Origin of the sequence: Enterobacter cloacae complex sp. (assembly GCF_900322725.1) — a bacterium.
Classification (GTDB): Bacteria; Pseudomonadota; Gammaproteobacteria; order Enterobacterales; family Enterobacteriaceae; genus Enterobacter; species Enterobacter quasihormaechei.
Genome location: NZ_LT991957.1, coordinates 4495479 through 4508454 on the forward strand (window position 1 = coordinate 4495479; position 12976 = coordinate 4508454).

The window sequence follows — 12976 nt, forward strand, 5'->3', positions numbered from 1 at the left end:
ATTTTTCCCCTCATCCGCCTTACGCCAGGATATTGATCGCCATTTTGAGATCAAGGAACGCCCATGGAACAACGCCGTTTTTCCGGCAAAGGCCACTGGTATCATGAAACCCAGTCGAATCATTCGCAGACGGATGTTCTGCCGCTGGTGCCTGAAGCCGCTAACGTCGACGATCGTTTTTTGCTCGATTTAGCCCTGCCTGATGAGATCCTCGCAAGCTGCGCTGGCTGGCTCACACCTGCACGAGCTCTCTGTCACCTCCTGTTCCCGCTTGATACTCCTGTTAACCGTCTGCACACGCTTAGCGCCTACGACAGGCTGAGCACGGCCTTAACGGTTGCGCAAGCGTGTGGCGTCCAGCGGCTCTGTAACCACTACGCGGCGCTGCTCGCCCCCCTTCCGGGCCCCGACTCTTCCCGGGAAAGCAATCGACGCCTTGCAGAAATCACCCAGTATGCCCGCCAGTTAGCCAGCTCGCCCGATGTCATCGACGATAAAGCCCAACACCAGCTTGATGAGGTTGGGCTCACGACGTATGACATTGTGCTTATCAACCAGATCATCGGTTTTATCGGTTTTCAGGCACGCGTAGTTGCGGTGTTTCAGGCGCTGCTCGGCCATCCGGTACGCTGGCTGCCCGGACACCACATTCAGCCCCATACGCTACCGATCAGCTTCCGCAGATGGGCCGCCACGCTACCCGCGGTTGAACTAAAATATGCCAGCGCGCTTCAGCTTGAGGCACTCTCACGCTGGCAGGCGGAACCGGCGCTACAGGCGCTCACGCCGGTGCTGTGCCATGAACCGATGCTGCTTAATCTGACGGGCGACATTCTGGTTAACCATCCGCAAAGCGAAGGTCCCTCCTCTTCGATGCTCTCAGCCGCCCATACGCTGCTCGCCGCTTCGCCGGATCGCTTTAGCGCCGCCCAGTTAACGCCCCTGACCGAGTCGGGTATCCCGCCAGAAACCGCCATTAATTTGCTCACCCGACACGCGTTTTACGGCTGGCTGGACCGCCTGCGCGTGGCGCTCGGCAGAGAGGAATAACCGTACTCTTTACCTAAAGAGCGCTTGCTGTAGCAGTGAGAATCGCGTAAAACTGTCAGCCGCTCAATGGCTACGAAAATAGAACATTATGTTTCAGGACAACCCGCTGCTTGCGCAGCTTAAACAGCAACTGCATTCCCAGACGCCGCGTGCAGAAGGGGTCGTAAAAGCCACGGAAAAGGGCTTTGGCTTTCTGGAAGTTGACGGACAAAAGAGCTACTTCATTCCGCCTCCTCAGATGAAGAAAGTGATGCATGGCGACCGCATTTCGGCCGTTATTCATACCGAAAAGGAACGAGAGTCTGCCGAGCCGGAAGCACTGATCGAGCCTTTCCTGACCCGCTTTGTCGGGAAAGTGCATAAAAAAGACGATCGTCTCTCTATCGTGCCGGATCATCCTCTCCTGAAAGAGGCTATTCCGTGCCGCGCCGCGCGTGGCGTTGAGCATGATTTTGTAGAGGGTGACTGGGCCGTTGCTGAGATGCGCCGTCATCCATTAAAAGGCGATCGCGGCTTTTACGCCGAACTGACCCAGTTCATCACCTTTGGCGACGACCACTTCGTGCCGTGGTGGGTGACGCTGGCGCGCCATAACCTGGAAAAAGAGGCGCCGGATGGCGTGGCGACAGAAATGCAGGACGAGGGCCTGGAGCGTCGCGATCTGACCGGGCTGGACTTTGTCACCATCGACAGCGCCAGCACCGAGGATATGGACGACGCGCTGTACGCGGAAGAAGCCGCGGATGGCAAACTGCATCTGACCGTTGCCATCGCCGACCCTACCGCATGGATTGTCGAAGGCAGCAAGCTGGACGAGATGGCCAAAGTGCGTTCATTCACCAACTACCTGCCGGGCTTCAACATCCCGATGCTGCCGCGCGAACTTTCTGACGACCTCTGCTCCCTGCGTCCCCATGAAGTGCGTCCGGTACTGGCGTGCCGCATGACCATCGCGGCTGACGGTACCATTGAAGAAGATATCGAATTCTTCGCCGCCACCATCGAATCCAAAGCCAAGCTTGCCTATGACAACGTCTCCAACTGGCTGGAGAACACCGGTAGCTGGACACCTGACTCTGAGAATATTGCCGCGCAAATTCGCCTGCTGCACCGCGTCTGCCTGAGCCGCAGCGAATGGCGTCAGACCCACGCGCTGGTCTTCAAGGATCGCCCGGACTACCGTTTCGTGCTGGGTGAAAAAGGCGAAGTGCTGAACATCGTCGCTGAGCCACGCCGTATTGCCAACCGCATCGTTGAAGAAGCGATGATTTCCGCCAACATTTGTGCCGCACGCGTGCTGCGCGACAAATTAGGCTTCGGCATTTACAACGTGCACACTGGGTTCGATCCGGCGAACACCGAAGCGCTGGCTGCCCTGCTGAAAACCCATGACGTACACGTCGATCCTGAGGAAGTGCTGACCCTGCAAGGTTTTTGCAAACTGCGCCGCGAGCTGGACGCGCAGCCGTCAGGGTTCCTTGACAGCCGTATTCGCCGTTTCCAGTCCTTCGCGGAAATCAGCACCGAGCCAGGCCCGCACTTTGGTCTCGGCCTTGAGGCGTACGCCACCTGGACCTCCCCGATCCGTAAGTACGGCGACATGGTTAACCATCGTCTGCTGAAAGCGATCGTTAAAGGGGAATCTGTTGCCCGCCCACAGGATGATACGACGTTGCAGATGGCAGAGCGTCGCCGTCTGAACCGTATGGCGGAGCGTGATGTCGGTGACTGGTTATACGCGCGCTTCCTGAATGATAAGGCAGGAACTGACACCCGTTTCCCGGCTGAAATTATCGACATCAGCCGAGGCGGTATGCGCGTACGTCTGGTGGATAATGGCGCCGTAGCCTTTATCCCTGCCCCGTTCCTGCATGCCGTTCGCGACGAGCTGGTTTGCAGCCAGGAAAACGGGACCGTGCAAATTAAAGGCGAAACGGTTTACAAGGTCACTGACGTGATTGATGTCACCATCGCTGAAGTTCGTATGGAAACCCGCAGCATTATCGCGCGCCCTGTCGCCTGATAATCACCTGGAATATCGGCCATCTTCTTAATGGATGGCCGATACTTCTCTCCCGTAGTATCTCCCGCAAAATCATCGTTTTTACTCACACTTTTCAGTATTCCACCGCCATGTATACCGCGGGGTGGAGAGCGCGAAAGAAGACGCCTTTCTGACGAAGAACGGCAGGGTTATCTTTTTGCTCAGCGCATGCCTGCTGCCGAATTCGGGCGATGGCTAAAGCACTATCAGGCCAGGAATGCCCGTTAGCGCCGTTTTACACTAATCCCCCCTGGAACCCGCAGCCTGAGGGGTTTACATTTGTCACTTTCATTTAACGAATTTAGTTATTGCATTTTTTTACCTTCTCTTTTGAACCAATTTTCTGCATCATTGATAATATTAACTTTTCGCTTCAGGGTGAGCTTATGTCTAACATTGATGCAGCAGCCGTGGCACAGCGTATCGATACCGTGCTGGATATTCTTGTCGCGGGTGATTATCACTCTGCTATCCGTAATCTTGAGATCCTCAAGTCTGAACTGCTGGCTGAGAACGGCGCCGATAACGCACCAGACTCCACTCAGCCAAAAGCCCCGTGGGAAGTTTAACCACGTCTTTTCCGCCTTTGTCTTTTAAATGGATGCTATGAATTCCCGACAACAAATCATTTTGCAGATGGTGATCGATCAGGGACGCGTTAGCGTGGTCGATCTCGCTAAAGCCACCGGCGTTTCTGAAGTCACCATCCGTCAGGATCTGAATCTTCTGGAAAAACAGAGCTACCTGCGTCGTGCGCACGGTTATGCCGTTCCACTGGACAGTGACGACGTCGAAACCCGCATGATGAACAATTATGCGCTCAAGCGGGAGCTGGCGGAGTTTGCGGCATCCTTAGTGAATAACGGTGAGACCGTCTTTATTGAAAATGGCAGCAGTAACGCCCTTCTGGCACGCACGCTTGCCGATCAAAAAGACATTACCATCATCACCGTCAGTAGCTATATCGCCCACCTATTGAAGGAAACTCGCTGCGAGGTGATCCTGCTGGGCGGTATTTACCAGAAGAAAAGCGAAAGCATGGTCGGGCCTTTAACGCGTCAATACGTTCAGCAGGTTCACTTCAGCAAAGCCTTTATTGGTATTGACGGCTGGCAGCCTGACACCGGTTTTACCGGCCGCGACATGATGCGCTCCGATGTGGTTAACGCCGTGCTCGCCAAAGAGTGTGAAGCAATTGTGCTGACCGACAGCTCTAAGTTTGGCGCCGTGCACCCGTATACGATGGGGCCTGCTTCGCGCTTCAGCCGCGTAATTACGGATGAGCGTTTGCGCGAGGAATACCGCCAGCAATTAGAACAGGACGGCCTGACTGTTGATATTGTGAAAAAAACGGCCTGATTATCCTGCTGCGCCCGAATAAAGGGCGCACTTAAACCTTTCTCTGAGATTATTCCGATCCCTCCTTTAAGAGTTTTTACCTGTTGAAACCTTTCTAAATACGTAAAATTAATATTAGCGATATAACAGGAAGTGACTATCACCTGCGTGATGATGAAACGCCTGCGCGACCAGCTTTCACGGAAACAGAATTTAAGTATGAATATTGTCTATACTTAATATGCATTCCTTTCCGTGAATCGATAATTCAGGAGAAAGTATTATGACCTTTACCAGCAAAAAATTAGCCGCCGCTGTTCTGGCAATCACTGTAGCAATGTCCCTTAGCGCCTGCTCTAACTGGTCTAAACGTGACCGTAACACCGCAATTGGTGCCGGTGCTGGTGCGCTTGGTGGTGCAGTGTTAACGGATGGTAGTACGCTGGGTACGTTAGGTGGTGCTGCCGTAGGTGGTGTTATCGGTCACCAGGTGGGCAAATAATCACCATAACGGTTCTCACCGGTATAATAATATATTTTGTATTTTCAGGTCTGACTTACGCACGTAAAAAAAAGAGCCACGGCAATGTCCGTGGCTCATTTATTTTAGCCGCCCGCCAGTTTGACTTTCATGCCTTTGGCTTCCAGCAGCGATTTAATTAAATCGCGTTTATCGCCCTGAATTTCAATAATGCCGTCTTTCACTGCCCCACCGCATCCGCATTTCTTTTTAAGCTCAGCGGCGAGTTTTACCAGCTCTGTATCATCCAGATCGACGCCGGTGACCAGGCAAACGCCTTTGCCCTTTCTGCCGCTGGTCTGGCGCTGGATCCGCACGATGCCGTCGCCTTTCGGGCGTTCCGCTTTTTCTTTTGGCTCTTCGATGCGCCCGGTATCCGTTGAATAGACCAGACGACTGTTGGCGTCACGCATTATGCCCCCTTTTTCAGTGATGCATTAATCGCTTTCAGGGTCTCTGCCGGATGAGCAGATTGCGTCACTGGGCGACCAATCACCATATAGTCTACACCCGCGCTCAGCGCCTGCTCTGGCGTCATGATGCGTCGCTGATCTCCTGACTCACTGCCCGCCGGACGAATACCCGGCGTCACCAGCTTAAAGTCGCGGCCTAACTCAGTTTTGAAGCGAACCGCCTCCTGAGCGGAACAGACCACCCCATCAAGGCCACACTGTTGCGTGAGGCGGGCGAGACGCTCCGCATGTTCGGTAGGTGACAACGTCACACCCAGGTCGCGCAGATCGGATTCATCCATACTGGTCAGGACGGTGACGGCGATCAGAAACGGTGCATCATTACCAAACGGCATCAGCGCTTCGCGCGCCGCTGTCATCATCCGTGCCCCGCCGGAAGCATGAACGTTAACCATCCACACTCCCAGTTCAGCCGCCGCAGCAACGGCGTGCGCAGTGGTATTAGGAATATCGTGAAATTTCAGGTCGAGGAAAACGTCGAAACCACGCTGGTGCAGATCGCGAACGATTTGCGGACCGAACAGCGTAAACATCTCTTTGCCGACTTTCAGACGGCAATCACGGGGATCAATACCATCAACAAAGGCCAGTGCGGCATCACGGTTATTGTAATCCAGAGCAACAACAACGGGAGAATCGGTAACTACGCGGGAAGTGGAGGAAGTAACAGACGTCATGACCAGCCCTTTTCGTCTATGGGCGCACAGCGGCGCGGAACAGATAAACGGCGTGCATTCTACCTGCCATCGGCATAAATGAACAGAATCGAATGCTTTTCCTGCTGAACCACAGACCGCACGGTGCTGATGGAAGAGATGCAGTCATTAGTATGTTGTAACTAAAATCAGGTGTTTTAAAAAATCACTGCCCGTCCAGACCACGGATTGGCTTAATGGTGGACCACGCACGGCATGAAGGGCAATGCCAGTAGAGCGAGTAAGCGGTGAAGCCACATTTCTGGCACCGATAGCGCGGTTTACTCCGCACCTGCTCGCCCACCATGTCTCGCAGCACCATCAGGCTCTCTTTAGCGCGCCCCTCTTCTGCATCGTTAAGGTGGTAATCCATCAGCTTGTGGAAGACGCGCATCGTCGGATGGCGCTGCAACTGACGGGTAATATACACCTGGGCGGTATCACTCCCTTCGTGCTGTTCGACGACGTCGGACAGCATCAGCTCGGCGGTAGCCCCGGTGTTCTCTTCAACGCAGCGGCGCAAAAACGCAACCCATTCATCCTGCTTACCCAACTGTTGATAGCAGGTTTGCAGCATTTCCAGCGTTTCGCTGACCAGCTCTTTGTCCTGATCGATAACGCGAAGCAGGCTTTCCACCGCTTTAGCGTAATCACCGTTTGCCATAAAGACCCGCCCCATCATGATCGAGATGCGGGCGCTGTTGCGATCGGCCGCGGCGCCTTTCTTGAGCAATGCCATGGCTTTATCCATGTCATCGCTACCCATTTGCTGAAGGGCCAGCTCGCAGTAAAAGTGGGCAATCTCAACGCGCTGTTTGTCTTTGCCGAGTTTGACCAGCCGTTCAGCTGTATCAATCGCTTTTTGCCAGTCGCTGGTAGCCTGGTAGATTTGCAGAAGCTGCTGAAGCGCACCGATACGGAAATCGGTCTCATCCACCAGCTGGGAGAACATGTCTTCAGCGCGATCGTAAAGCCCCGCCGCCATATAATCTCTGCCCAACTGCTGCACGGCCAGCAAGCGTTGCTCATAGGTCAACGACGCGCTTTCCATCAGGGTCTGGTGGATACGGATGGCACGGTCAACCTCTCCGCGCGAGCGGAACAGGTTTCCCAGGGTGAGATGCGCCTCCACGGTGCCGGTATCCTCTTTGAGCATGTCGAGGAACAGATCGACCGCTTTATCCTGCTGATTGCTCAGCAGGAAGTTCACCCCCGCAACGTAGTCACGGGAGAGTCGGTTTGCTTCATCCTGTTTTGTTTGTTGCGCGCTTCTGCGGCCCATATACCAGCCATAGGCTGCGGCGACAGGCAAAAGCAGAAACAACAACTCCAGCATATTCGATTATTCCTTGACTACCGGCACACCAGAGCTCGCCGGAATGTCAGTCGCAGGCGTAAGTTGATGTTCAAGTCGTTTAATTTTACGTTCAGCGCGAACAAGAGAAACACGAACCTTAAGCCAGAACAGGCCGCATACGAGCCAGCCAATGACAAAACCCGCTGCGAATAACACGGCCAGCAGGCTCGACACCCGGTACTCGCCCTGCGCCAGCAGATAGTTGAAACTGACCTGTTGATCGTTTTGCGCGCCCAATGTGACTGAAATGACAAAAATCGCCAGTACCAGTAAGAAAATGAGTAAATATTTCACATGACTTCCCGTTATGTGGTTCGAGCGTATAAAGCGTGTTCAACTCACTGCAATCAGCCTTATAAGCTACCATTTTAGTGGCGGGCGCGAAATGGAAAAAGTGACGCGCCCTTCATGGATTTATGGTCAAATTGCGGAATATCAACCTTCAGGTTCCGCCAGACTCCCTTTCGGCTATTTCTTGCTCCTCTTGCGGCGGCGGCGTCAGTGGTCCACAAAAACGTTGTGCAAGCCATGTCGCCAGCGTCACCAGTATCCACGAGATCAGCGTTGCCACCACTAAATCACGCGGCCAGTGCATCCCGAGCAGCATTCGGCTGCCCATTACGCCTGTCGCCCAGACAAGCAAAATCGCAATCGTGAGGGTACGCCGACGCGGCCACAGAAGCCCCACGCCGAGCAACGCCCAGCTGGCAGCAAACATTGTATGACCGGAAGGAAAGGCAAAGCCGGTCTCTTTTTGCCAGTGTTTGCGTAAAAAGGCCGGGATATCCTGCTGTTCCGCAAGCTGTTCTTTCACCAGCGCCCCGCGATCCTTACGCTTTAAAGTGTAGAACTCATCTACCGGAATATGGTGCGTTTTTTCCAGCCAGACAACAAAGGGACGGGGCTCCTGCACGCGATCCTTCACCCATGACTTCACACCCTGCCCCACAAGAATGGCGCCACCGAGAATGGCAAACAGCACCAGCGCCGCGCGAAGGCGAAAGCGCAGGCACCACAGAAACCATGCACAGAGCAGCACATGCGTAATAATCCCCCACGGCTGGGTAACCGTTTCGGTTATCCAGTATAAGGCTTTCAGCCATGTCCCGTTATGTCCAGGCTGCCACATCCAGCCGGAGAACCAAACGACAAGGGGTATAACTAGCAATACGGCGGCCCCGGCGGCCGTACGTCTGGCAATTGAAAGCATGTCCTCTCCTTTTTGACTAAGCACCACAATCATAACTGAATTTCATCATTCTGGTGGATATGTCGGATCGTGCGTTTAACGTCCGTATAGCGTGGTGGTGATTAGGTGAAGTTGCCGGGCTTGTGGCAAAATAGGCGAATACAGAAAGCAAAATGGGGCACAGGCACGAAACGTGTCAGCCTTCTCTGGAGAATCACATGCAGCTTAAACGTGTGGCAGAAGCCAAACTGCCAACCCCATGGGGCGATTTCCTGATGGTGGGTTTTGAAGAACTGGCAACCGGACAAGATCACGTCGCGCTCGTATACGGTGACATTTCAGGACAGACGCCGGTACTGTCTCGCGTTCATTCAGAGTGTCTGACCGGTGACGCGCTGTTCAGCCTGCGCTGTGACTGCGGTTTCCAGCTCGAAGCCGCCCTTTCTCATATCGCAGAGGAAGGCCGTGGCGTACTGCTTTATCACCGCCAGGAAGGACGCAATATCGGGCTGCTGAATAAAATCCGCGCCTATGCGTTGCAGGATCAGGGCTACGATACGGTCGAAGCCAACCATCAGCTCGGCTTTGCTGCTGACGAGCGCGATTTCACCCTGTGCGCGGATATGTTCAAGCTGCTGGGCGTGGACGAAGTGCGTCTGTTGACCAACAACCCGAAAAAAGTAGAGATCCTTACTGAAGCGGGCATCAACATCGTTGAGCGCGTGCCGCTGATTGTTGGCCGCAACCCGAAAAACGCGCACTACCTCGATACCAAAGCCGCCAAAATGGGCCATCTGCTGAGCGAGTAATCGCAAAACGCCCGGCACGTCTGCCGGGCGAGTTTTATCAGTCCAGCATCTTACGAATCACATAATGCAAAATGCCGTCGTTCTGGTAATAGGTCAGTTCTGTTGCGGTATCAATGCGACACCGGCACTCCAGCACCTCAGTTCGACCGTCTGCTCGCGTTAACTTTACGGGCACCGTTTTACCCGGTTGCAGATTTTGCAGACCGCTGATATCAATCTGCTCTTCCCCGGTCAGCCCCAGCGTTTTACGCGTCACGCCCTGCGGAAACTCAAGCGGCAGGATCCCCATCCCGATCAGGTTTGAACGGTGAATACGCTCAAAGGATTCGGCAATGACCACGCGAACCCCCAGCAGACGCGGACCTTTCGCAGCCCAGTCGCGGCTGGAGCCGGAGCCGTACTCTTTCCCGGCAATCACGGCCAGCGGCGTCCCTTCCTGCTGATACTTCACGGCAGCGTCATAAATTGAAATGACCTCCGTATCCGGCAGGTGGCGCGTCATGCCCCCTTCCACGCCCGGCACCATTTCATTACGAATGCGGATGTTGGCAAAGGTCCCGCGCATCATCACTTCGTGGTTACCGCGACGCGAGCCGTAGGAGTTAAAATCACGTCGCTCCACGCCCCGGCTTTGCAGATAACGTCCCGCAGGGCTGTCCGCTTTGATGCTTCCCGCCGGGGAGATATGGTCAGTCGTGACGGAATCCCCCAGCATGGCCAGGATCCGCGCACCCTGAATATCCTTCAGCGGTGCGGGCTCTGCCAGCATCTCATCGAAGAATGGCGACAGGCGGATATAGGTGGAATCATCCTGCCAGTCATAGGTATCGGAACCCACCACGTCGATCGTTTTCCACTCCGGCGTCCCTTCAAACACTTCCGCATACTCTTTGCGGAACATCTCGGTGGAGACTTTCTCGACCGCACGCGCAATTTCACGCGATGATGGCCAGATGTCTTTCAGATAGACCGGTTCATTCTTGCGATCGTGACCAATTGGATCGGTCGCCAGGTTAATGTTCATGTTTCCGGCCAGAGCGTAAGCCACAACCAGCGGCGGCGAGGCCAGCCAGTTGGTCTTCACCAGCGGATGAATACGCCCTTCAAAGTTTCGGTTACCGGAAAGCACCGCGCCAACGGTCAAATCCCCCTGCTTGATCGCCACTTCAATAGGTTCAGGAAGTGGACCGGAGTTACCGATACAGGTGGTACAGCCATAGCCCACCAGGTTAAAGCCCAGCTCGTCGAGATAAGGCGTGAGTCTGGCCTGCGCCAGATAATCAGACACCACTTTCGAGCCCGGCGCCAGAGACGCTTTCACCCACGGCTGTGGCTTGAGCCCCAGCTCGACCGCCTTTTTCGCCAGCAGCCCGGCGGCCATTAGCACGCTCGGGTTGGACGTGTTGGTACAGGAGGTGATAGCGGCGATGACCACGGCGCCGTCAGGGAGCTGATACTGATGCCCGTTGAGCACGTAGTCCACCGGACGGTGATCTTTTTGCGCGGCATTGACCTCCAGCTCATTGCTGGCGGCAAAAGCTTTCGGTACGTTGCTCAGCGCGACGCGGTCCTGAGGACGTTTCGGCCCTGCGAGGCTTGCCTCAACGGTGCCCATATCCAGCTCCAGCGTACTGGTAAATACCGGCTCGTCGCCCGGGTTACGCCACATGCCCTGCGCTTTAGTGTAGGCCTCGACGAGAGCAACCTGCTCCTCGCTGCGACCGCTGAGACGCATATACTCAAGCGTTACGCTATCAATCGGGAAAAAGCCGCAGGTTGCGCCATATTCCGGTGCCATATTAGCGATGGTGGCGCGGTCCGCCAGCGGCAGAGAATCCAGGCCATCGCCATAAAATTCAACGAATTTACCTACCACGCCATGCTTACGCAGCATCTGGGTGACCGTCAGGACCAGATCCGTGGCGGTAATGCCTTCGGACAGCTTACCGGTGAGCTTAAAGCCCACCACATCGGGAATGAGCATTGATACCGGCTGGCCAAGCATGGCCGCTTCCGCTTCGATACCGCCCACGCCCCAACCCAGTACGCCGAGGCCGTTAATCATGGTCGTGTGAGAGTCGGTGCCCACCAGCGTATCCGGGTACGCAACCCACGCCTTATCCTGCAACTCACTCCAGACGGCTTTACCAAGATATTCCAGGTTCACCTGGTGGCAAATTCCGGTGCCCGGTGGAACGACGCTGAAGCGGCTGAACGCCTGCTGACCCCATTTAAGGAATACGTAGCGTTCATGGTTACGTTCCATTTCCAGACGGACGTTTTCGCCGAACGCATCGTCGTCACCGAAGTGGTCGACGGTGACGGAGTGGTCGATGACGAGGTCTACCGGGGAGAGTGGATTAACCTTAGCGGTATCGCCCCCGAGACGCTTGACGGCTTCACGCATGGCGGCCAAATCCACAACCGCCGGCACGCCGGTGAAGTCCTGCATCAGCACCCTGGCCGGGCGATAGGCAATTTCTCTGTCTGCATGTGCATTCTTAAGCCACCCTGCAAGAGCCTGGATATCCTCCTCGGTAACCGAGTCGCCATCCTGCCAGCGTAAGAGGTTTTCCAGTAAGACTTTCAACGACTTGGGTAACCGCGAAATGTCCCCAAGCGTCCTTGCAGCCAGCGGTAAGCTGTAGTAGTGCCAGGTTTTATTTTCCGCCTGTAACGTGTCCTTACTGGCTTCGCGTAGGGTTAACGACATAAGCTCCTCCTTAAAAACAGGGATGTCCTGACAATCATCAGGGCTGTAATTAAAGATAACACAAAGATGTCGTAACGTTTTGATAACAACCCAAATTGATAAATTTCGGAATGGTCCAACGCGAGGGATAAAACAAAAAACCCCGCCGTGGCGAGGTTTTACGATTTAGTGGAGAGCCAGCCAGATAAGCTGACACCAGAAGAGGATCGACGCTGAGAATACGCCGAGCCATGACCAGTATTTTACGGTTGTCATGTTATTTGTCATAGGGACACCAGTCTTTAATTATTTGAGGTTCCGAGGTCTGCCCTCGATCTATATTGCTGATGTGTATTTATTAAAGAGTACAAAAGCGCACAGTCTTTATTCAGACTATTTGCATCATTACGCAAAAAGCAAAATTATTGTTTTTTGGGCTCGTCTTCCGCGAACACATCAATAAAGGCCTGCTGTTGTGGCGTCAGTTTCCAGGAGGCTGGCACGCTGGTTGCTGGCACCTTGCGCGCTTTGTGAGCATTGTCACGAAGCTGACATATCTCTTTTCGCACTTCCGTACGCACCGTCATGACCATATTCAACCCCAGAATTTCCAGAAAAGGAGAGCAACCACCACCCAGAACAGGGCAGAGCCAAGAAAGACCGCCAGCCAGGCTTTACGCTTAAGTGCGGGATCCCTTTGCGGTTCTTCACTTCCTGACGGCATTGCTAACCTCATACAATCGACATCGCTTATCATTTAGAGACCAAACAATTGGCACAAGTAATCATCTGATGAGATAAATCCTAAA

At 54.3% G+C, this 12976-nt stretch carries 15 protein-coding genes; 6 read left to right on the forward strand and 9 right to left on the reverse strand.

All coding sequences use genetic code 11. The features are described from left to right. Nucleotides 1-63: 63 nt before the first annotated feature. From DBR02_RS22040 to osmB, 5 genes are all read left to right on the forward strand, one after another. The gene (locus DBR02_RS22040; protein WP_107535468.1) at nucleotides 64-1050 is read left to right on the forward strand and encodes a CMD domain-containing protein; all 987 of its coding nucleotides are present in this window, start codon (nucleotides 64-66) and stop codon (nucleotides 1048-1050) included. Nucleotides 1051-1138: 88 nt separating this feature from the next. Further along, nucleotides 1139-3073, forward strand: a complete 1935-nt coding sequence (locus DBR02_RS22045) for an exoribonuclease II (RefSeq protein ID WP_107535469.1) — start codon at nucleotides 1139-1141, stop codon at nucleotides 3071-3073. 407 nt (nucleotides 3074-3480) lie between these two features. Then, complete coding sequence (locus DBR02_RS22050) at nucleotides 3481-3663, forward strand: YciZ family protein (protein WP_063867062.1); 183 nt, start codon at nucleotides 3481-3483, stop codon at nucleotides 3661-3663. 37 nt (nucleotides 3664-3700) lie between these two features. After that, nucleotides 3701-4453, forward strand: coding sequence for a DNA-binding transcriptional regulator YciT (gene yciT / locus DBR02_RS22055; protein WP_107535470.1), 753 nt, complete (start codon nucleotides 3701-3703; stop codon nucleotides 4451-4453). A 262-nt stretch (nucleotides 4454-4715) separates the two neighbouring features. Then, nucleotides 4716-4934: an osmotically-inducible lipoprotein OsmB gene (osmB, locus tag DBR02_RS22060; protein ID WP_017384212.1), complete on the forward strand. Its 219-nt coding sequence runs from the start codon at nucleotides 4716-4718 to the stop codon at nucleotides 4932-4934. 104 nt (nucleotides 4935-5038) lie between these two features. Here osmB and yciH read toward each other — a convergent pair whose 3' ends face one another. The 5 genes from yciH to pgpB all read right to left on the reverse strand — a co-directional run bounded on the left by yciH (nucleotide 5039) and on the right by pgpB (nucleotide 8687). After that, nucleotides 5039-5365: a stress response translation initiation inhibitor YciH gene (gene yciH / locus DBR02_RS22065; RefSeq protein ID WP_107535471.1), complete on the reverse strand. Its 327-nt coding sequence runs from the start codon at nucleotides 5363-5365 to the stop codon at nucleotides 5039-5041. Further along, nucleotides 5365-6102 carry an orotidine-5'-phosphate decarboxylase gene (gene pyrF, locus DBR02_RS22070; RefSeq protein WP_107535472.1) on the reverse strand — a complete coding sequence of 246 codons (738 nt, stop codon included), beginning with the start codon at nucleotides 6100-6102 and terminating at the stop codon, nucleotides 5365-5367. Before pyrF ends, yciH begins: the two co-directional genes overlap by 1 nt. Before the next feature lie 184 nt (nucleotides 6103-6286). Then, a complete protein-coding gene (gene lapB, locus DBR02_RS22075; protein ID WP_063452279.1) occupies nucleotides 6287-7456 on the reverse strand; it encodes a lipopolysaccharide assembly protein LapB in 1170 nt (389 codons plus the stop codon). A 6-nt stretch (nucleotides 7457-7462) separates the two neighbouring features. Beyond that, on the reverse strand, nucleotides 7463-7771 hold the full coding sequence (locus DBR02_RS22080) for a LapA family protein (RefSeq protein ID WP_006810839.1): 309 nt from the start codon (nucleotides 7769-7771) through the stop codon (nucleotides 7463-7465). Nucleotides 7772-7919: 148 nt separating this feature from the next. Beyond that, entirely contained in the window at nucleotides 7920-8687 is a 768-nt protein-coding gene (pgpB, locus tag DBR02_RS22085) for a phosphatidylglycerophosphatase B (protein WP_063866562.1), read from the reverse strand. Between the two features lie 197 nt (nucleotides 8688-8884). On the opposite strand from pgpB, the gene ribA reads away from it, so the two are divergent. Then, nucleotides 8885-9475, forward strand: coding sequence for a GTP cyclohydrolase II (gene ribA / locus DBR02_RS22090; protein ID WP_013096372.1), 591 nt, complete (start codon nucleotides 8885-8887; stop codon nucleotides 9473-9475). A gap of 37 nt (nucleotides 9476-9512) precedes the next feature. Here the strand turns inward: ribA and acnA are convergent, their stop codons facing one another. From acnA to DBR02_RS22100, 4 genes are all read right to left on the reverse strand, one after another. Further along, entirely contained in the window at nucleotides 9513-12188 is a 2676-nt protein-coding gene (gene acnA / locus DBR02_RS22095; protein WP_107535473.1) for an aconitate hydratase AcnA, read from the reverse strand. A gap of 165 nt (nucleotides 12189-12353) precedes the next feature. Continuing rightward, nucleotides 12354-12455 carry a small membrane protein YmiC gene (ymiC, locus tag DBR02_RS27030; RefSeq protein ID WP_063452276.1) on the reverse strand — a complete coding sequence of 34 codons (102 nt, stop codon included), beginning with the start codon at nucleotides 12453-12455 and terminating at the stop codon, nucleotides 12354-12356. A gap of 134 nt (nucleotides 12456-12589) precedes the next feature. Then, on the reverse strand, nucleotides 12590-12754 hold the full coding sequence (locus DBR02_RS26700) for a hypothetical protein (RefSeq protein WP_162301170.1): 165 nt from the start codon (nucleotides 12752-12754) through the stop codon (nucleotides 12590-12592). An 8-nt stretch (nucleotides 12755-12762) separates the two neighbouring features. Then, entirely contained in the window at nucleotides 12763-12903 is a 141-nt protein-coding gene (locus tag DBR02_RS22100) for a YmiA family putative membrane protein (protein ID WP_216858842.1), read from the reverse strand. Nucleotides 12904-12976: the final 73 nt, after the last annotated feature.